The following is an 18,825-nucleotide window of genomic DNA, read 5'->3' as shown; positions in this document are numbered from 1 at the left end:
AGCGCCGGCGCGACGTCAACCTATGCAAACCACTTGCAAAGCGAGGTAAATTGCCATGGACATGCCTACAGCACATCCCAACTGAATGACGATTGATCTCTCTCAAACTCCCATGCATGATCGTCGCACGATTGGATCGGCGGGCGATCAAATAGTAGAAAACCGTTGGAATCAGAATCATGCCTCAATTGATAGGCTTCAAGAATCGAATGCAGGCCGGAGAAATGCTTGCGCAGCCCCTTGCAGCCGTCAGGAACCGCAGCGTTCGGAAGTCGATGACATGATTGTCCTGCCGACTCCCGCGCCATTCCATGCCGTGGACCAGCGGTACGAGGTTTTCCACGCAAATCGGTGATGACGAGGTAACGGGTCTGCGCGGCGAAGCGCACCGCATGCGAACCCGGCGCATGCCGGCATCGGCCGCAGATCAGACGGGCAAGAGGGGTAGTATGGAAGCGGGGAGACACTGAGCATGCATCCGGTACTCAAAGAGCTTGTCACGGTCAAGGCTGGCCAAGCCAATCTGGAAGGCATGCTTGAACTGCCCGACAAACCGCTCGGCGTCGTGTTGTTTGCACACGGCAGTGGCAGCAGTCGCTTGAGTCCGCGCAACGTCTATGTCGCCGACCAGCTTTGCCGGGCCGGCGTGGGAACGCTGTTGATCGACCTGCTGACGCAGCAGGAAGACAGGATCGCTCAATCGCGCTTCGACATCGCATTGCTGACGGACCGGCTCAGCGCAGTGATCGCCTGGCTGCGCCGGCACGACAGCACGCGCAGTCTGCCGATCGGCTTGTTCGGCGCCAGCACGGGGGGCGCCGCGGCATTGCAGGCCGCCGCCAGTAACGATGCCGATATCGCGGCCGTGGTGTCACGCGGGGGGCGGCCGGACATGGCGGGACAGAACGCGCTGGAAAAGGTACGTGCGCCAACCCTGCTCATTGTTGGCGGCCGCGACGATGCCGTCATCAGGCTGAACCGCGCTGCCTTTTCCGTGTTGCGTTGTGAAAAGCGGCTCGACATTATTCCTCACGCCACCCATCTGTTTGAAGAGCCCGGAACATTGGAAGCGGTCGCTGCCCTTGCCGCGCAGTGGTTCGGACGGCACTTGCCCGCATCCCGATGAACTCTTCTCTTCCAAGATCATGTAAAGTACGCCGATTCCCCGTCGACCGGCGCCAGTTCCTCAGTTCCGGAGCCGCATGCCCATGCAGCGCAAAGACGAGCGGCCACTGCGCATCAGCGGCTCGAGCATGGCTTTGCCCGGCAACTCCTCGGTTTGCGGTGCCAGCATGTCGCCCGTCATCGTAGCGCCTGCATAGCTGCGAAAAACCTGCTTGGCTCCCGGTCAATAGCGTTTCCCGGTGGCGTCGGCAAGACCGTGTTGCCAATCGTCGCCCTCGCTCCTTCGCCTCGCCGCCACCTCGCCGCGGTCATGGCGGAGACGTCCGGTAATGGTGCGCCAGCAGCAGCGCAACGGCGCAGGAAGCCAGCCGCCGTAACAGATTATCCGAACAGTCGGTCAGGATGACCGGTGCGCGCGCGCCCAGAACGATGCCGGCAGCCTGGGAGTCGGCCAGGTACAGCAACTGTTTGGCGAGCATGCTGCCTGAGGTGAGGTCGGGAACAAGCAGGATATCAGCTTGTCCGGCGACCGGCGATGCGACCTGGCCGGCAAGCGCGGCCGACTGCGACACCGCGCTGTCGAACGCCAGGGGGCCATCGAGCACGCCCCCGGTGATCTGGCCGCGCTGCGCCATCTTGCACAGCGCGGCGGCATCCATGGTCGAGCGCAGCCTGGGATCGACCGTCTCCACCGCCGACAGAATGGCGACCTTCGGCGTGTCGACGCCCAGCACGATCGCCAGGTCAATCGCGTTCTGCACGATGTCGCGCTTGTCGGACAGGCTTGGATCGATGTTGAGAGCCGCATCGGTGATCAACAGCGGCCGCGGATAGCTGGGAACGTCCATCACGTAGACATGGCTCATGCGCCGCCTCGTACGCAAGCCGCCGGTGCGCGCGGTGACAGCGTCCATGAGTTCATCCGTGGGCAAACTTCCTTTCATTAAGATTTCGGCATCGCCGGCGGCGACAAGCCGGACGGCTTTTTCGGCGGCATCGTGGCTGTGCGCCGCCTCCACCAGGGTGAACGATGAAATATCGAGTGCCGCGGCGCTGGCGATAGCGCGGATCTTCGCTGCCGGCCCCACCAGGACCGGCTTGATCAGTCCCGCCTTCGCCGCTTCGACCGTCGCCGACAAGGACGCTTCGTCGCACGGATGCGCGACCACGGCCGTCACCGCGGCCAATGCCCTGGTTTTCGCCAGCAGCTCGCGGTAGCGCGCGTACTTGTCGATCAGGCGCACCTCGGGCAGGACGATGCGCGGCCTGCTGATTTTCGCGGCCGGCGCGATGACCTCGGCCGAACCGGTGATGACTGGCTGGCCATGCTGGTTGACGCACAGGCAGTCGAACACGATGCGGCGTTTCCCGCTGTCCTTCTCCTGCACCGTCAAGGTCACGGTCACGGTGTCCCCCAGCATCACCGGGCGAAGGAAGCGCAGGTTCTGGCCGAGATAGATCGTCCCCGCTCCAGGCAGTTGCGTGCCCAGCACGGTGGAAATGAGCGCCCCACCCCACATGCCGTGCGCAACAATGTCGCTGAACTTGCTGGTCCTGGCGAATTCTTCGTCCAGGTGCGCGGGGTTGACGTCGCCGGACATCACCGCGAAGAGCTCGATGTCGGCTCTGGAGAGCGTACGCGCCAGCGCGGCGGACTCGCCGATCCGGATCTCATCGAAGGTGCGGTTTTCGATACTCGGCGAAGCGGGTACTTGCGTCATGGGAACCCTCAGTCGACGACGTGATAGCCGGCGTCGACATAAATAAGGTTGCCGGTGAGGGAACGCGCGCCGTTCGACACCAGCAATGCGGCTACCGTGCCCACGTCGTCGATGGTCACCAGATGATGGAGGGGGGCTTTTTTTGCCGCCAGTTCCAGCAATGCATCGAATTCCGGAATACCGGATGCGGCGCGGGTCTTGAGTGGCCCGGGCGAGAGCGCATGAACCCGGATGCCCTTTTCACCGAGCTCGGCCGCCAAGTACAGCACCACCGTTTCCAGCGCCGCTTTCACCGGCCCCATGACTCCGTACTGCCTGATGACTTCGCGCGCCCCATGGAAGCTGACCGTCAGCAGGCAGCCGCCCGCTGTCATCAGCGGAGCGGCAAGCTTTGCCATGCGGATGAAGGAATGGACCGACACATCCATGGCGCGGGAAAAACCGGCACTGGGGCAGTCAGTGACCCTTGCGCACAGCGCTTCCCTGGGGGCGTATGCAATCGAATGCAACAAAAAATCGAGCCGCCCCCAGCGTTGCGCGATCTGTCCGAACACGCTTTCCAGTTCCCCTGCCTTTTCGACATCGCAAGGGGCGATGATCGGACATTGCAGCGCCTGCGCCAGCGGCCTCACATGCGGTTCCGCCTTGTCATTGAGATACGTTACGGCCAGTTCCGCGCCCTGGGCACGCATCGTCCTCGCGCAGCCGTACGCGATACTGTCGGCATTGGCAATCCCGACGATTAATCCTTTCATCCCATGCAGTGAGCCTGCGTTGTTCATTGCTTACCTCGCTATCAATCGATGACGCAACAGGTTTCCAAACGCCGTTCGGCACCGCCAGCGCTACCGAAAATTGCGCAGGTGTTTCGAACGGTCATCCGCTGCGCCGGCGTGGCATGCGGCCATGACCCTGCTGGATTAACGGGCCATCTGCCGCGGCAGTGAAACTGCGCCGGCCGGCAAAGCACAGGCAGCCGAACTTCCCCGCCGCACCGAACCCGGGTGCGATCCGCCGGATCCGGCAAGCATCCAGTGCTTATTGCCACTGTCCGATCGGGCCACATATCGGGCCAGGCTGCCGGAAAGCCGGCGCTACCGGTTGCGCAACCCTGGTTGCGCGCGAAGCGAACTGGACAGCCAGGGCAACGCTCGGTAAACGCGGGACAAGGACTGCCGACAACTGCCGAACGCGCGCATGCCGGATCACCACGTGACTAATCGAGCGTGACGTAGAACAAAATGGCACAGCCGATGACCGCCGCCAGCCACAGGACGGCGAGCACGGCGATCAGCGCGACCAAGGCGCGGCTCCAGAAAGCAATTTGCATACAGGTCAGACCCGCGCAAGCCGGATTGGTTCCGCATCGCGGTCCGATGATTCGATCATGGACCGGGCGGGGCGGGCCCATGCATCGGACGCGCCATCCATGGCTTGCCAAGCCCCTTGTTGAACTCGGGAGCGCCATCGCACTCTAATCAGTGACAAACGGAGACTGCCCCATGAATCCCGCCCAAGCGCCCTATCATTTCCAGACTGCCCTGCAGCCCCTGCTGCTCCAGGCGTTCACGCAACTGGCCAACGCCGTCTTTATCACCGATACGGCTGGCCGTATCGAGTGGGCAAACCATGCGTTCTGCGCACTGAGCGGCTATGAATTCGATGAGCTGCCAGGCCGTACGCCCGCCTTGCTGAGCTCGGGCTCGGAGGGGCCGGTCTTTTATGCCGAGCTGTGGCAAAAGGTCCTTTCCGGGCGGGTTTGGCATGGGCAGGTGATCGACAAGCGCAAGGACGGGACGCTGTACGCGGCTGACGAAACGATTACGCCATTGCGCAACGAGGATGGTGCAATATCCCACTTCGTCGCCGTTCAACAAGACATCACGCAGCAGCTTGCCCTGGACAACACGACACGCAGCAAGGGCCGCCTGGAGACCTGGTCATGCTATCCCAACCGGGCGGCCTTTCTCGACTTCCTGTCCGCGGCAATGTCGCGCGCATCCCGGAGCACCGCTCGCACCGCTGTTGTGCGCATGGCACTCGATGGTCATCCGGACCTCCATGGGCAGCTTGCTGTCACGGGAAATACGCTGCTTTGCGCTGCGGCCGACCGCTTGTCCAACACGGTCAGGCAGTCCGATACGCTGGCCCATGTGGGCGATGCCGAGTTTGCGATTCTGGCGACCGGCATTGACAACCGCGACATCGCGCTGGCGCTGGCAAACAAACTGCAAGCCGCGCTCGCGGCGCCGTTTGTAGTCCGTGGAAATCGCATCGTCCTGCAAGCGAGCATAGGCATTGCCATGTCGCCCGAGGATGGCGCCGAGGCTGGCACCTTGCTCTGCAATGCCGACCATGCGCTGTACCAGGCAACGCTTCAGGGAGCCAATCGATGCCAGTTCTTCGAGCGCAGCTTTGCGCACGGCCCGGGCGGGCAACCCGGCGCGGCCAGGACGGCGCAATGAACGCGCCGCAGCTGGCGTCGACCCTGGCGTTCCTGTCGCATGGCGCAAGCTACGGGGCCGGCCAGCACCGGGTCGAAAGAATCGAGACCCACATGTCATGGGTGTTTCTCTCCGCAGACTTCGCCTACAAACTGAAAAAACCCATCCATGTCGACCTGATCGATTTCACGACCGTGGAGGCACGGCTGTTTTACTGCCAGGAAGAACTACGGCTGAATCGCCGCCTGTCGCCCGATATCTACCTGGCCGTGGTGCCGATCACGCTTGACGGGATGAACCAGTTACACCTCGACGGCGAGGGCACGCCGGTGGAATGGCTGGTCAAGATGCGCCGGCTGCCGGCGGCGCGCATGCTCGACGCCGCACTCAGCCGCCGATCGGTGCCGGCTCCCGATATCCGGCGCCTGGCCGCAATGCTGGCCACCTTTCACAATGCACTTCCCACCGAACCGGTCGACGCCATCGCCTACCGTGATCGCTTCGGCCACCAGCTTCAACAAATACAGGACGAACTGGGCGAACCGCGCTACGCCATCGAGCGCAAGCATCTCGACGTGCTCGGCGCCGCCCAGGCAAGGGCACTGCTCAGCGTATCGCACCTTCTGGAGACGCGGGTCCATCAAGGCAAGGTGATTGAAGGGCACGGCGATCTGCGCGCGGAACACGTGTGCATGCTGCCAAAGATCGCGATTATCGACTGCCTTGAATTTTCGCGCGACTTGCGCATCCTGGACAGGGCGGACGAGCTCGGGTTCCTTGCGCTGGAATGCGAGCGCCTTGGCGCGCGCGGCATGGCAGAACTACTGCTGCGCTCGTACGCGCGCTATGCATCGGATGCGCCAGAGGCGGCACTGGTGCATTTTTACCAGAGCTTCCGGGCAAGCAAGCGCGCCCTGATCGCGTTACGGCATTTGAGGGAAGACCAATTCAGCTACTCGCCGCATTGGCGGCGCACGGCGCTCAGCTACCTTGCCCTGGCGGCGGAACACGCGGCCCATTGCACGTTCTGACCGGGAACGCGCCGACATGCGCATCCCTGATGGCATCGGCGACCAGCGCGCCGCACGACAGGACCTGCAACTTTCTCGCGAACGGTTCCGTAAACCAGCCTGAACGGCGGAACCGTATCGGTAACGAATAACTGGTTCAACGGTGCGTCGGCGAGGGTGCGGCACGCATCCCCCGTAAACAGACCGTGCGTGGCCAGCCCATACACACCTCGTGCGCCGCGGGCCACGCACATGCCGGCGCTACGGGCAAGCGTGTTGCCGCTCGCGATCAAGTCGTCGACGATCATGTGCATGTAGCCGCGCCCGGGCGCGCCGGATTTCGGCCTGGCTGATGCGCAATTCCGGGCGCCGCAGCAGCGCCACCTCAAGCGAGGCATCGAGGTCGGGAATGGCGACGATGCCGTCCAGCACCCCTTGCATCTGCAATGAGGGCACGGGGCGGTAGGGTTCCTGGCCCAGCGCGGTATTGAACATGGCTTCGGCCGCGCGCAGGTCAGCTCCGGTGAGAGCGAGGCGGCTTTTCAGCCGCGCCTGCTCGATTTCCATGCGCAGCACATCGGCCTGCGTGGCCGCGCCAACGCCGTGGCGCGCCGCCGCCAGCTTGACCAGTTCCTGCGCCAGCGTCGTTTGCCGCCCCAGGATCTCGACCACCTTGCGCCTTTCATTGAGCATGAAGAATGCCTGCGCGACTTCGGCATCGATTTTCAGGGCGGTCTTGCCGCCCTCGCCCTGATACCTGTCCACGTCCGCTTCCGCCGCGCGGCGCCGATGCGAACGCACGCGCGACAGCGGGAAGCTTTGTTCGAACGTGATGCTGCGGTCGGTTTTCATCATTGGATCGACCGGCTTGTGATCGATCGAGGGGGCAATGATCGGGTCGTCCAATGCGGATACGATGATCGGACGCTGCCTGGCCGCATCGACCCGGGCGGCCGCTACCCGCATCTCCGCGCGCGAGGCACGCGCCACGGCCAGTGCGTCATCCAGGCTGACGGCCGGGCCAGGCGCAGCCACGCACATGCCATTCAGTGCGCTGAAAGCAAGCGCGGACCACACCCACCTATGATGACGCGTGCTGCTCATGTATGCCCCGCAAGAAAAGCCATCCGAATGCAGGAGATCTGCCAACGGCAGCGCTGGATAGGCAATGAGTCTATTGACAAGGTCGGCAAAAAACCCTGACTTGCATCAAAATCTCCACGATGGCCATGTCCCCCACCGCTTCAAGCGCGACGGGTGCCAAAGGTGGCCATGACGCCTTACACGCGCAAGACATGGCCGACGCCCGACAGGAGTTCGATTGCGTCGGCGATCGGCCCGCTCATGTCGATGCGATTGCTTTCGTGCGCAATGGTATTGCTGCTGACGATGCCTGCCACGCCGGCCGCGCGCAACGCGGCATGGGCGTCGCCCGCGAACAGCGGATGGACGGCGATGCACCAGGGCGCGCGCAAGCCGGCTTCATGCATGCGCGCGACGGCGCCAATCATGGTCATCGCGGTCGAGGCGATATCGTCGACCAGCACCGGCGTGCGGTCGCGCCACGCGGCCACGACCGGCACCGACACTTCCACTTCGCGGTCGCCATTTCTGGTCTTTTGCAGCAGCGTGAACGGGCAGCCGGCCACGGCAGCCACTTCCGACACCCATTGCTCGCTCTCCGCGTCGGGCCCCACCAGCAGCGGCAGCTGCACGTTGGCGGCGATCCACGCGGCGATGCTGGGCGAGGCGCGCACCGCGCGCGTGGGCACGCTGTACACCTCGCCCAGATGATGGATACGGTGCAGGTGCGGATCGACCGTCACCAGCCAGTCGCAGGCGCTGGAGAGCAGGCGCGCGAAATGAATCGCGGTCATCCCCTCGCCCGGATGGAAAGCGATATCCTGGCGCATGTAGGCCAGGTAGGGAACCGCCAGGCCAACACGGCTGGCGCCCAGTTCGCGCGCCACGCACGCGGCCAGATACAGCGCGATCGCCCTGGCGTCCGGGTCGGCCAGGCTGCACACGATGGCCACCTCGCGCCCCTTGATGTCGCACAGGTAGCGCACATAGCTCTCGCCGTCGGGAAAACGCCGCGTTTCCCACCGGCCCGCCTCCCACGCGCGGGCCCGGCAGATCTGATCGGCCAGGGCTTCATTGCCCGGCATGGCAAACAAAATCGGCGTCATGTTGGTTCCATTATCGCGTTGCGGATGCGGGCGCGGCTTTCTTGCGCCATGTCGTTTCCATCATCGGGTGCTGCTGGCCCATCATCTGCTCCATCATCTGCGGCATGAGCGCCTGATGTTCCTTCATCCACTCCTCGTGCCCGGGGCCGCTCATCGCCTCTTTCGGCTTCATGACGGCGTGCTTGTCCATCACCTCCTTCATCATTGTCAGATGTTCTCCCATCAGCGCCTTGCGCTGGGAGCCCTTGGCCGCTTCGGCCTGTTTGGGTTTCTGCTTGGCGGCCATCGCCTGTTGCAGAACGTAACGCTGGGCCTCGTCAGGAGCGCCCATGGCGGGATGGGATGCCCGGCCATGCCGATCGCCGTATCGTTAACGGGATCGATGCCGACAAAGCCGAGGATATTGCGCTTCATTGACTTGATGCTGTGGGCGCGCAAATACCACTTGCAGAACAGCCCCGGCATACCCATCGTCGCCACGATACGGGCCGAGCGGCAGGTCGCTATGTTCCCATTCGTCCTGCCTTTTGAGCAGCGGAAAATGCAGGCCCGCGACCTGGATGTGGCGCACCTCGTGCCCCGCCGCCAGCGCGCCCTCCCCGTAGGCCCGTTCCAGCGCGCCGCACAGGTGCGCATGCCCGGCATCGGGATGTCCCTGGATCAGCAGCACACGCTGTTTCATGGCGGCTCCCGGTTTGCCTGGTGCGCCATCCACAGCGGAATAGTCTTGTACATTTGAAACACCTCCCGCAACCACATTCGTCACAGTCCAATGTACGCTTGATGACGGTCCCGGTTATATGATGTGCATCAAGTTATCCAGCCTTGGCAAAGGCCGCTGCCGCTAGCGGGCGGACTGCTGTATCGTCACCAGGTGTTCCTGTGATTGCGCATACGCAAGGGCATAGGCAAGCGCGCCGGGAGACTCGGCATGCACGGTGAACAGCGGATCGCCGGTGACAAGCTGAACCCCGAGTCGCGCATGGATGCTGATGCCGGCCGCGGCCGCGCCCGGCGCGCCGGCCAGCTTGGCCAGCAAGGCGATGCCCCGGTTGTCGAGCGCGACAATCTCGCCGCTATGCAAGGCGCGCACGACGTGGGTGTAGGCGGCCACGGGCGGCTCGCGCATGCCGCCCTGGGCTTCGCAAATGGCCTGGAACCTGGCCCACGCGGCGCCGCTGTCGAGCACCTGGCGCGCCGTCGCGATCCCCTCCCCCGGCCCGGCCTTGCCGCCCATTTCCAGCACCGCCCCGGCCAGCAGCAAGGCGCGCTGGCGCAAGTCGTCCGGCGCTTCGGGACGGCCCTGCAGCACCGCCAGTATGTCGCGCGCCTCGAGCGCCGGACCGATGCCGCAGCCGACCGGTTGCGCGCCGTCGGTCACCAGCACCTGGACCGACAGGCCCAGCGCCTGCCCGACCGCCTTGAGCCGCAATTCCAGCGCGGCCGCGGCCTGCGCCGAGCGCACCTTCGCCGTACGCCCGACCGGAATGTCGATCAGCACGTGGGTCGAGCCGGCGGCCACCTTCTTGGACAGGATCGACGCCACCAGCAAGCCATCGCTGTCGAGCCCGAGCGGGCGCTCGACCCGGATCAGCAAGTCGTCGGCCGGACTGAGCGACACCGCGCCGCCCCAGGCGATGCAGCCGCCCTCCCGCTCGACGACCGCGCGCATGCGGGGGACGTCGAGCGTGACCGGGGCCAGCGTTTCCATGACATCGGCCGAACCGGCCGGCGACGTGATCGCGCGCGACGATGTTTTGGGAATGAGCAGCCCGCACGCGGCGACGATGGGAACGACCAGCAAGGTGGTGCGGTTGCCCGGCAAGCCGCCCACGCAATGCTTGTCCACCACCACGGCGCTGTCCCAGCTCAGGCGCTGGCCGGCGCCGATCATGGCGCGCGTGAGCGCGATCGTCTCGACCACGTCCATCCGCCCGCCCGAACAGGCTGTCACCAGCGCGGCCATCTCGATGTCCGAATAGCGCCCGGCGCACACATCGGCGACAATCGCGATGGCCGCGTCGCTGGTCAGGGGACGGCCGAAAATCTTGCCCCGCACTGCGGAAAACGACTGCAGCGGCGGCGGATGCCCGAGCTGCACCGGCGCGCCCCCGGCCGGCCCCAGCGCGCTCCAGGCCGCCTCGGACAAGCCGATCTCGTCGCGTTCGAGCAAGGAAGAATGCACCACATTGAGCGTGGCGACGACGCACTTGTCGCCGCAGCGCAGCTCGATGCGGGCGCGCGCCTCGAAGCCTTCGGACTTGCACACCTCGCAGTCGCTGCGCATGTAGGCGACCCGCTCCTGGTAGGTGTCGATGCCCATGCGGCGCGCGCGCAGGACGGGTACGCTCATGACAGCTCCACTTCGTCCAGGTAGGACGGCACCTCGCACGGCCAGTCCAGCTCCTCCTGCATCCGGCGCCGCAACGCCTCCGCCGCCGCCGGCTCGCCATGGGTGATGAAGGTGCGGGTCGGACGGCGCTTGAAATGGGAAAGCCAGCCAAGGATCTCGTCGGCGTCGGCATGCGCCGACAGATTGCCGATCTGGCTCACCTGGGCCCGCAGCGGCACGTACTGGCCGTGGATCTTGATCGATTCGGCGCCGGCCATCATCAGCGCGCCGCGCGTGCCGCCGGCCTGGTAGCCCGCAAACAGAATGGTGTTGCGCGGGTCGGGCGCGAACGCCTTGAGGTGATGCAGGACGCGCCCGCCGGTGGCCATGCCGCTGGCGGCGACGATCACCATCGGTACCTGCCGCTCGTTGAGCGCGATCGACTCCTCGACGCTGTTGACGATCGTGGCCGCGTGCCGCATCGCATGGCACTGCGCATGGCTGAGGCGATGGATCGGCAGATGGCGCTGGTACAGCGCTGTGGCGTCGGCAGCCATGGGACTGTTCAGATAGACAGGAATATGGGCCGGGATCTGCCCCTTTTCCTTGAGCCGGTGCAGGTCGTACAGCAAGGACTGCGCGCGGCCCACGGCAAACGATGGAATGATGGTCACGCCGCCCTTGGCGGCGGTGTCGCGGATCGTCTTGCCCAGCAAGATCAGCGGATCGGCCGGGTCGTGCCGCTGGTCGCCATAGGTCGATTCGACCACCAGGTAGTCGGCTTCCCCGATAGGGACAGGTGCCACCATGACCGGGTCGTTCGGCCGCCCCAGGTCGCCGGAGAACACGATGGTCTTGCCGTCGCCGCGCACGGTCACGCTTGCCGCACCCAGGATGTGGCCAGCCAGGGTCAGTTGTCCGTGCAGTTTGCCGGCGATGGTAAAGCGCTCGCCGAACGGCACGGGCGAAAAATGGCGCAGCGCGCGCACCGCGTCCGCTTCCGAATACAAGGGCAAGGCCGGCGCGTGCTTGGCAAAGCCGTGGCGGTTGGCATAGTTGGCCTCTTCTTCCAGCAGGTGGCCGCTGTCGGGCAACAGGATCTTGCACAGATCGTAGGTCGCGGCACTGCAGTAGATCTTTCCGCTGAAGCCATTCTTGACAAGCAGCGGCAGGTAGCCGCTGTGATCCAGGTGGGCGTGGGTCAGCACCACGGCGTCGATCTTCCCGGCGGGAATGGGAAAGCGATCCCGGTTGCGCAGCCTCAGTTCCTTGTAGCCCTGGAACAGGCCGCAATCGACGAGGATATTGGTCGGCCCCGATGTCAGGAGGTACCTGGAACCGGTGACCGTTCCGGTCGCGCCGAGAAATTTGAGCTTCATCACAATACCTTTCCAGAGTGGAAATTGAACTATGAACGAGCCGATCACTTAAAACCTTGACTCAAATCAAAATAGAATAACTTCGTTCTGGTAGGCGCCGGCATCACGGCCTATCCCGATTCGGTGTGTAATCCAAAGGGGCGTCCATGCAAAGCGCGATGGTAAATCTGGAACTGCAGCACACGCCGGCATTGTCGTGCCACAGCACATGCCCGGTGTTCGTGGAAAGCCCGGCCGAGCAGGTTTTCGCTGATGTCGACAACCATCGGCGCGGCGCCGCAGCAACGCCTTTGGACACCTGCGAGACTTTATGCATGTCAAGCAGACCACACGATCACGGCATTAAAAGACCGGCCACCAGTACGGCAGCCAGGCCGCCGCCAGCACCAGCAGCAGACTGCCATTGACGCGCAAGGCGAACTGCCAGCCGCCGGCCAGGGCGGCGGCTGCCTTGCTGAGCGTGTTGGCGGTGATAGCCAGCAGCATGGCCAGCAGCGCGGCGCGCGGCTCGGCCGCGCCACCGGCAAGCAGCGACAGGGCCGAAGCGGAGGCGGCGTGCACATCGAAAAAGCCGGCCACGGCCGTTCCCATCAGCAAAGCGTCCTTGCCGAGCCGCGCATTCGCGTAGGCCAGCGCCGCGCTCGCCGTGCTCAGCAGCAACGCAAACAGCACGGCTTGCCGGACGCTGAAGGCGCGCCCGGACGACGGCGCATCGGCAAGCTGGCCGCGTCCTCCCGCCAGGCTCAGCGCCGCCACGGCCACCACGGCAATCGTGCCGCAAGCCAGTGGAAGCGCCAGATGCGCCACGTGCGCCGGCGCGACCGTGAACGCGACGACCCACAGCAGCAAGAAGGTGGAGATACTCGACAGCAGCGCGCCGGCCACGCAGGCAGCGCGCAGGCTGCTGTCCTGGCGGCAGCGCGCGCCCATCGCCGCCACGGTGGCGACGCTGGAGACGAAGCCGGCGGCAAAGCCGGACACGGCCAGGCCCAGCCTGGGACCGGTCAGGCGCAGGCCGACGTGGGCCGCGCCCTGGATGCACATGATCAGGATGACCAGCGTCCACAAGCTTGTCGGATTGATGCCCAGCAGCCATGCGCTGCTGGCGTCGGGCAGCAAGGGCCTGACCACCAGCGCCGCGCCGGCCAGGATCAGCGCGTCGCGCAGCTCGGTCTTCCTGAGCGACACGCGCGCGAAATGATGAAGCGCACTGCGCAGGTTCAGGGTGGCGGCGATGACGACGGCGGCGCCGGCGGCCAGGGCCGGCTGGTCGAGCGCGGCCACGCCCAGCAAAAAGCTGAGAAACAGCGCCAGTTCGGTGGTGATGCCGGGGTCGCCGGACTGGTCGCGCCAGTACGCCACCACGGTCAGCGCCACGATCAGGGCGGCGCCGGCGAACACCAGGGCGCCGCCGAGCAGTTGCGTGAACGCGCCGATGACGGCCGCCAGGGCGAAGCTGCGCATGCCGGCGTAGGCGCGGGTGGGACCGCTGCCCTTGCGCCGTTCGCGGTCGATACCGATGAGCAAGCCGCAACCGAACGCCACGCCCAGGCCGGCCAGCGCGTTCGCACCGATGGTCAACACAGCCCTGCCTAGGCCGCCGCCGCGAAGGCCGAGCCGGCGCTGGAACCGGCGCACGGCAAGCGCCGCTTGGTGGCGATCGGCTCGGCGCAGGCCTGGCCGCTGGCCACCGCTTCCATGCTGGCGCGGTCGAGCAGTTCGACCTCGCGCAGCGCCACCCGCAGCCAGCCCTTTTGCTTGAACCTGAGCAGCAGGCGGCTGACGCTCTCGACCGTCAGTCCCAGGTAGTTGCCGATTTCCTCGCGCGACATGCGCAACTGGAACACCGTGCCCGAATAGCCGCGCGCCGCATAGCGCGCCGCCAGATTGAGCAGGAAGATCGCGAAGCGCTGCTCCGCACGCATGCCCCCCAGGAACATCATCGCGCTTTGATCGCGCGTGATTTCGTTGCTCATGACGCGGTGGAAGTGGCGCTGCAGCTGGGGCAGCTCGGTAAACAATTCCTCGAGCCGGGCAAATGGGATCTCGCAAATCTCGCTATCCTCCAGCGCCACCGCGCCGCTCTGATGGCGTTCGGTGCCGATCGCGTCCAGGCCCAGCACGTCGCCCGCCATGTGGAAGCCCACCACCTGCTGCTCGCCGTTCCGATTGATGCGGAAAGTCTTGAAATGGCCGCACCGGATCGCGTACAGGTTCTTGAACGAGGCGCCCATGGCAAACAGGCTCTCGCCGCGGTCGACGCGGCGGCGGCGCAGGATGATCTTGTCAAGCCGGCCAGTGTCGGACTCGTCCAGGCCGGTCGGCAGGCACAACTTGTTCATTGCGCAAGACGTGCACTTGATCTGCGTGCGGCCGATGGAGAGGGGCACGGGAGACAGATGGATGGCGGTTTTCATGTTGGTCGACTCCTTGATGGCATAAGGACAGTATCGACGACAACGGGGTCGGGCGGCATCGGGTAACCCGGCCAGTGCTTGTAGGGTTTACCCTACAGCAGCGGCGGCGGCGGCGTGCTAGATGATGCCGTTTTCCAGCGCGTAGCGGGTCAGTTCGGCATTGCTACCCATGCCCATCTTTTCCAGGATGCGCGCGCGGTAGGTAGTGACCGTGTTCGGGCTCAGGTGCAAGGTCTTGCCCACCTGGACCAGCGATTCGCCGGCCGCGATCAGCTTGAACACCTCCAGCTCGCGGTTCGACAGATTTTCGTGGGTGGCCATGCCGCCCCCGCCGATGAGACTGGCGAGCTTTTCCAGCAACGCCGGGCTGACGTGCTTGCCGCCGGCGGCCGCCTTGCGCACCGCCGCCACCAGCACGCCCGTGGGCGCATCCTTGGTCAGGTAGCCGGCCGCGCCCAGCTTGAGCGCGCGCACCGCGTAAATATCCTCGGCGTAGGTGGACAGGATCAGCACGGCCAGTTTCGGCCGTTCGAGGCGCAACGCGCGCAGCAGGTCGAGGCCGTTCTTGCCGGGCATGGTGATGTCGACCAGCGCGACGTCGAACTCGTCGGCCTGCACCAGCAGCATGGCTTCCTGCGCGTTGGCGGCCTCCCCCGCGACCTCGATGTCGTCGGCCGTGCCCAGCATCAGGCGCACGCCGTTGCGCGCGATCGCATGGTCGTCGACCAGCAGGACTTTAATGGTGTGTGTCGTCATTGGTTCGTTCTAACGGTAATTCGAGCGATAATGTGGTGCCCTCCTCGCTGCTGCCCGCGATGCCCAGTTCGCCACCAAAATGGCGCGCCCGTTCGAGCATGCCGCGGATGCCCCAGGACTCCTTGTTGCGCGAGCGTTCGGGGGCGATCCCCTTGCCGTCGTCATGCACCCGCAGCAGCAATCGATCGCCGTGGCGGGCCACCGTCACCCGCACGTGCGCAGCCTCGGCATGGCGCACGACATTGGTCAGCGCTTCCTGCACGATCCGGAACAGCATCGTGCTGCGCTCCGGGTCGAGCTCCAGCGCCAGCAGCGACGGCGCGATGCTGCATTCGCAATGCAGGCCGGAGCGTTTGCCGACCTGCTCGGCATACCACTCGAGCGCGGCCCACACGCCCAGCTGGTCGAGCACGCTCGGCCGTAAATCGGTAATGACCTTGCGCACCGCCCCCATCGCCTCCTTGGCCAGGGCGGCGGCATCGACCATCAGCGGGTCGGGCTCGGCGCCGGCCAGCAGCGCGCGCTCGATCGCCACCGAAATGTGGGCATTGATGCCGGTGAGCAGCCCGCCCAGTTCGTCGTGGATTTCCTGCGCGATGTGCTTGCGCTCGCGCTCCTTGATCGCCTCCTGGTGCGCGGCCAGCTTGCGCAGTTCGTCCTGGGAACTGAGCAGGGCCTGTTCGGCCAGCTTGCTGCGCGTAATGTCGACCAGGATGCCCTGCATGAACAGGTGCTGGCCCGCCTCGTCGGTGACCACCTCGGCTTCGTCGCGGAACCACAGCGCCTCGCCAGTGCGGGTCAGCAGCCGGTATTCGTGGCGCAGCGCGCTGCCGGCGCGCCGGCTGTCGCTGATGGCCCGCAGCGCCCGCGCGCGGTCGTCCGGATGCATCTGGCGCGCATGCAGGCCGGAGGTGGCCAGCCACTCGGCCGGCGAAAAGCCCAGCATCCGGATTTGCGGACTGATGTAGGTGAGCGTGTCTTCGGCCGCCAGCGCGGCGATATAGGTGATCGCCTGGATCTGTTCGACCAGGGTGCGGAACTTGGCCTCGAGCTGGCGCTTGTCGTTGAACAGCTGTTGCTCGCGCAGCATGCGCAGCACGGCGGTGGGCAGGAAGCCCAGGTAGCGGCGCTCGACGTCCTTGACCAGGTAGTCGCGCGCGCCGCGCCGCATCGACTCGGCCGCGACGGTGGCGCTGTCGGCCCCGGTGAGCATCATCACCGGGATCGCCGCCAGGCCCGCGTGGCCGGCGAGGCGGGTCAGGAACTCGAGGCCCGTCACATCCGGCAGGTGGTAGTCGAGCAGGATGCAGTCGGGCCGTCGCAGCGCCGCCAGCGCCAGTCCGTCCTGCCCGGTGTCGGCCTCGAACACCTCGAACGCATGATCGGGGTCGGCCGCCAGCGCGCGCCGGCACGCCATCCGGTCGACCAGGTCGTCCTCCACGATCAGCAGGCGAATCGGCGCTCCGCTCACGGAATTTCGCTGGCGGACCAGTACAGATCGATCGAACGCATCATGTCGACGAAGCGCCGGTAGTCGACCGGCTTGGCCATGTAGCCGGCCACGCCGAGCTTGAAACTGTTGACCTTGTCATGCTGCTCTTCGGAGGTGGTCAGCATGATCACGGGAATCGACCTGAGCTGTTCGTCGTGCTTGGCCTGCTCCAGGAATTCGAGGCCGTTCATGATCGGCATGTTCAGGTCGAGCAGGATGATGCAGGGCCGCGCGCCGGCCGGATCGCGCAGGTAGGCCAGCGCGTCCTCCCCGTTCTCCCTGACCACGACCGGATTGAGCACCGCGATTTCCTTGAGCGCGCGCCGGATCGTGAGGATGTCGACATGGTCGTCCTCGACCAGCAGGATGGGTCTGCTACTGACTCTCATGGGACGGTCCTCGAAACGGGGGAAGTGATGGCCTTGGGCAGCGCAAACCAGAACGTGGCGCCGGCGCCGGGCACCGACTCGACCCAGATGCGGCCGTGGTACATCTCGACAATCTTCTTGGCCAGCGCCAGGCCCACCCCGGTGCTTTCGACCCGGTCGCGCGGCGCCAGCGTCTGGAACAACTGGAAGATCCGCTCGACATGGCGCGCCTCGACGCCAGGGCCGTTGTCGGCCACGCAAAAGCGCCATTCGCGGCCGTCGTCGACGCAGCCGACGCGCACGGCGCCGTGCGGCTTGTCCATGTACTTGATGGCGTTCGAAATGAGGTTGTGGAACACCTGCTCGATGCGGGTCGGTTCGACCACGATCGTCGGCAGGTCGGCCTGCACGGTCACGCTGATGTGGTCCGGCGCGGCCAGCAGGTCGACCACGTCGCGCAGCAAGCGGTTCAGGTCGACCGCGCTGACCGCCTCCTTGACCCGTCCCACCCGCGAATACTGCAAGATACCGTCGATCAGGCCGCCCATGCGGTGCACCCGCTGGATCAGCAGGCGCATGTGCTCCTTGCCCTCGTCGTTGAACTGGTCGGCGTAATCGGTCGAGAGCCAGTCGGCCAGCGAGCCGATGCCGCGCAGCGGCGCCTTCAGGTCGTGCGAGACGACGTAGGCAAAGCTGGTCAGCTCTTCATTTGCGCTGGTCAGTTCGTGCAGCAGGCTCAGGTTACGTTCCTCGACCTGCTTGCGCGCGCTAATGTCGCGCACCATGCCGGTGAACATGCGCCGCTCGCCCAGGCGCATTTCGGCCACCGTCAAGTCCATCGGAAACACCGTACCGTCCTTGCGCAAGCCTTCAACCTCGCGCCCGGTGCCGATGATCTGGCGCTCTCCCGTCCGCAGGTAATGGGCAAGGTAGGCGTCGTGATTGCCCCGGTGCGGCGCGGGCATCAGCATCGACACGTTCTGTCCCGCCACCTCGGCCTCGGTGTAGCCGAACATGCGCTCGGCGGCGGCATTGAGCCGTTCCAGCCGGCCCCGGTCGTCGATGGTGATGATCGCGTCGACCGCCGTGTCGAAAATCGCGCGCATGCGCGCCTCGCTCTCCTGCAGCGCGGCCTCGGCCTGCTTGCGGCTGGTAACGTCGTGAATGGTGGCCATGGCCAGCGGCAAGCCCTGCGCCGTTTGCAGCGGGGACAGGCTCACTTCGACCGGAAACTCGCGCCCGTCGCGGTGCAGGCCGAACAGGGCCGCGCCGCCGCCCATGGCGCGCGCGCGCGGCTGGCTGAAGTAATCGAGGCGCTGGCCCCCATGGGCGTGCTGGAAGCGGGCCGGCACCAGCGCCTCGATGGTCAGGCCCAGCAGCGCATCCTTGGGGTAGCCGAACAAGGTGGCGAGCGCCGGGTTGGCCAGCACGATGGTGCCGTCGCGCTCGATGATGACGATGGCGTCGGTGGCCGACACCAGCAACCACTCCAGGCTCTGCCCTTCGATTACAAGATTTTTCACCGATTATTCCCTGATGGCATCGTTCTCTGGCGTATCCAGGAACAGGCATTGTACATTTGATGGGCGAAT

18 protein-coding genes are annotated in these 18,825 nt (G+C 65.4%); 3 read left to right on the top strand and 15 right to left on the bottom strand.

Going from position 1 to position 18,825, the window contains the following annotated elements; translation table 11 throughout:
- Positions 1-472: 472 nt before the first annotated feature.
- Positions 473-1,126 (top strand): dienelactone hydrolase family protein, encoded by a 654-nt coding sequence (locus tag RBA41_RS03495; RefSeq protein ID WP_306621075.1) that lies wholly within the window; start codon positions 473-475, stop codon positions 1,124-1,126.
- Positions 1,127-1,433: 307 nt separating this feature from the next.
- Here RBA41_RS03495 and RBA41_RS03490 read toward each other — a convergent pair whose 3' ends face one another.
- The gene (locus RBA41_RS03490; RefSeq protein ID WP_306621073.1) at positions 1,434-2,846 is read right to left on the bottom strand and encodes a bifunctional enoyl-CoA hydratase/phosphate acetyltransferase; all 1,413 of its coding nucleotides are present in this window, start codon (positions 2,844-2,846) and stop codon (positions 1,434-1,436) included.
- 8 nt (positions 2,847-2,854) lie between these two features.
- Positions 2,855-3,628: an enoyl-ACP reductase FabI gene (fabI, locus tag RBA41_RS03485; protein WP_306621071.1), complete on the bottom strand. Its 774-nt coding sequence runs from the start codon at positions 3,626-3,628 to the stop codon at positions 2,855-2,857.
- A gap of 720 nt (positions 3,629-4,348) precedes the next feature.
- Here fabI and RBA41_RS03480 point away from each other — a divergent pair.
- Positions 4,349-5,311: a sensor domain-containing diguanylate cyclase gene (locus RBA41_RS03480; RefSeq protein WP_306621069.1), complete on the top strand. Its 963-nt coding sequence runs from the start codon at positions 4,349-4,351 to the stop codon at positions 5,309-5,311.
- A complete protein-coding gene (locus RBA41_RS03475; protein ID WP_306621066.1) occupies positions 5,308-6,321 on the top strand; it encodes a hypothetical protein in 1,014 nt (337 codons plus the stop codon). The genes RBA41_RS03480 and RBA41_RS03475 overlap by 4 nt, the downstream gene beginning before the upstream one ends.
- Here RBA41_RS03475 and RBA41_RS33395 read toward each other — a convergent pair.
- The 13 genes from RBA41_RS33395 to RBA41_RS03415 form a co-directional block, all read right to left on the bottom strand.
- Positions 6,276-6,608: a hypothetical protein gene (locus tag RBA41_RS33395; RefSeq protein WP_374709478.1), complete on the bottom strand. Its 333-nt coding sequence runs from the start codon at positions 6,606-6,608 to the stop codon at positions 6,276-6,278. The two genes, RBA41_RS03475 and RBA41_RS33395, sit on opposite strands and share 46 nt — an antisense overlap.
- Complete coding sequence (locus RBA41_RS03470) at positions 6,562-7,404, bottom strand: TolC family protein (protein WP_306621064.1); 843 nt, start codon at positions 7,402-7,404, stop codon at positions 6,562-6,564. The genes RBA41_RS33395 and RBA41_RS03470 overlap by 47 nt, the downstream gene beginning before the upstream one ends.
- 176 nt (positions 7,405-7,580) lie before the next feature.
- Positions 7,581-8,489, bottom strand: coding sequence for a ribose-phosphate pyrophosphokinase (locus RBA41_RS03465; RefSeq protein ID WP_306621062.1), 909 nt, complete (start codon positions 8,487-8,489; stop codon positions 7,581-7,583).
- 10 nt (positions 8,490-8,499) lie between these two features.
- A complete protein-coding gene (locus RBA41_RS03460) occupies positions 8,500-8,820 on the bottom strand; it encodes a hypothetical protein (protein WP_306621060.1) in 321 nt (106 codons plus the stop codon).
- Positions 8,821-8,859: 39 nt separating this feature from the next.
- On the bottom strand, positions 8,860-9,171 hold the full coding sequence (locus RBA41_RS03455) for an NADPH-dependent FMN reductase family protein (protein ID WP_306621058.1): 312 nt from the start codon (positions 9,169-9,171) through the stop codon (positions 8,860-8,862).
- 162 nt (positions 9,172-9,333) lie between these two features.
- Complete coding sequence (locus tag RBA41_RS03450) at positions 9,334-10,842, bottom strand: thymidine phosphorylase family protein (protein WP_306621056.1); 1,509 nt, start codon at positions 10,840-10,842, stop codon at positions 9,334-9,336.
- On the bottom strand, positions 10,839-12,200 hold the full coding sequence (locus RBA41_RS03445; RefSeq protein ID WP_306621054.1) for an MBL fold metallo-hydrolase RNA specificity domain-containing protein: 1,362 nt from the start codon (positions 12,198-12,200) through the stop codon (positions 10,839-10,841). The genes RBA41_RS03450 and RBA41_RS03445 overlap by 4 nt, the downstream gene beginning before the upstream one ends.
- A 342-nt stretch (positions 12,201-12,542) precedes the next feature.
- Positions 12,543-13,784, bottom strand: coding sequence for an MgtC/SapB family protein (locus RBA41_RS03440; RefSeq protein ID WP_306621053.1), 1,242 nt, complete (start codon positions 13,782-13,784; stop codon positions 12,543-12,545).
- Between the two features lie 8 nt (positions 13,785-13,792).
- Positions 13,793-14,617 carry a fumarate/nitrate reduction transcriptional regulator Fnr gene (gene fnr / locus RBA41_RS03435; protein WP_306621051.1) on the bottom strand — a complete coding sequence of 275 codons (825 nt, stop codon included), beginning with the start codon at positions 14,615-14,617 and terminating at the stop codon, positions 13,793-13,795.
- A 117-nt stretch (positions 14,618-14,734) separates the two neighbouring features.
- Complete coding sequence (locus tag RBA41_RS03430) at positions 14,735-15,373, bottom strand: response regulator (RefSeq protein WP_306621049.1); 639 nt, start codon at positions 15,371-15,373, stop codon at positions 14,735-14,737.
- Positions 15,354-16,844, bottom strand: a complete 1,491-nt coding sequence (locus tag RBA41_RS03425) for a response regulator (RefSeq protein ID WP_306621047.1) — start codon at positions 16,842-16,844, stop codon at positions 15,354-15,356. Before RBA41_RS03425 ends, RBA41_RS03430 begins: the two co-directional genes overlap by 20 nt.
- Entirely contained in the window at positions 16,841-17,254 is a 414-nt protein-coding gene (locus RBA41_RS03420; RefSeq protein WP_306621045.1) for a response regulator, read from the bottom strand. Before RBA41_RS03420 ends, RBA41_RS03425 begins: the two co-directional genes overlap by 4 nt.
- Positions 17,251-18,756, bottom strand: coding sequence for a sensor histidine kinase (locus RBA41_RS03415; protein ID WP_306621043.1), 1,506 nt, complete (start codon positions 18,754-18,756; stop codon positions 17,251-17,253). Before RBA41_RS03415 ends, RBA41_RS03420 begins: the two co-directional genes overlap by 4 nt.
- Positions 18,757-18,825 lie beyond the last annotated feature (69 nt).

The organism is Massilia scottii, from assembly GCF_030846495.1.
In the GTDB taxonomy this organism is placed as follows: Bacteria; Pseudomonadota; Gammaproteobacteria; order Burkholderiales; family Burkholderiaceae_D; genus Telluria_A; species Telluria_A violaceinigra.
The sequence above is the reverse complement of the archived record's forward strand: the minus strand, read 5'-3'. Positions and strand labels throughout refer to the sequence as shown.

What these genes read in the sequence shown, in the direction of transcription:
- fabI (WP_306621071.1), bottom strand. Translation starts at nt 3,628, where the DNA reads ATGAACAACGCAGGCTCACTGCATGGGATGAAAGGATTAATCGTCGGG.
- RBA41_RS03480 (WP_306621069.1), top strand. Translation starts at nt 4,349, where the DNA reads ATGAATCCCGCCCAAGCGCCCTATCATTTCCAGACTGCCCTGCAGCCC.
- RBA41_RS03430 (WP_306621049.1), bottom strand. Translation starts at nt 15,373, where the DNA reads ATGACGACACACACCATTAAAGTCCTGCTGGTCGACGACCATGCGATC.
- RBA41_RS03455 (WP_306621058.1), bottom strand. Translation starts at nt 9,171, where the DNA reads ATGAAACAGCGTGTGCTGCTGATCCAGGGACATCCCGATGCCGGGCAT.
- RBA41_RS03495 (WP_306621075.1), top strand. Translation starts at nt 473, where the DNA reads ATGCATCCGGTACTCAAAGAGCTTGTCACGGTCAAGGCTGGCCAAGCC.
- RBA41_RS33395 (WP_374709478.1), bottom strand. Translation starts at nt 6,608, where the DNA reads ATGATCGTCGACGACTTGATCGCGAGCGGCAACACGCTTGCCCGTAGC.
- RBA41_RS03445 (WP_306621054.1), bottom strand. Translation starts at nt 12,200, where the DNA reads ATGAAGCTCAAATTTCTCGGCGCGACCGGAACGGTCACCGGTTCCAGG.
- fnr (WP_306621051.1), bottom strand. Translation starts at nt 14,617, where the DNA reads ATGAAAACCGCCATCCATCTGTCTCCCGTGCCCCTCTCCATCGGCCGC.
- RBA41_RS03475 (WP_306621066.1), top strand. Translation starts at nt 5,308, where the DNA reads ATGAACGCGCCGCAGCTGGCGTCGACCCTGGCGTTCCTGTCGCATGGC.
- RBA41_RS03460 (WP_306621060.1), bottom strand. Translation starts at nt 8,820, where the DNA reads ATGGGCGCTCCTGACGAGGCCCAGCGTTACGTTCTGCAACAGGCGATG.
- RBA41_RS03465 (WP_306621062.1), bottom strand. Translation starts at nt 8,489, where the DNA reads ATGACGCCGATTTTGTTTGCCATGCCGGGCAATGAAGCCCTGGCCGAT.
- RBA41_RS03490 (WP_306621073.1), bottom strand. Translation starts at nt 2,846, where the DNA reads ATGACGCAAGTACCCGCTTCGCCGAGTATCGAAAACCGCACCTTCGAT.
- RBA41_RS03450 (WP_306621056.1), bottom strand. Translation starts at nt 10,842, where the DNA reads ATGAGCGTACCCGTCCTGCGCGCGCGCCGCATGGGCATCGACACCTAC.
- RBA41_RS03470 (WP_306621064.1), bottom strand. Translation starts at nt 7,404, where the DNA reads ATGAGCAGCACGCGTCATCATAGGTGGGTGTGGTCCGCGCTTGCTTTC.
- RBA41_RS03420 (WP_306621045.1), bottom strand. Translation starts at nt 17,254, where the DNA reads ATGAGAGTCAGTAGCAGACCCATCCTGCTGGTCGAGGACGACCATGTC.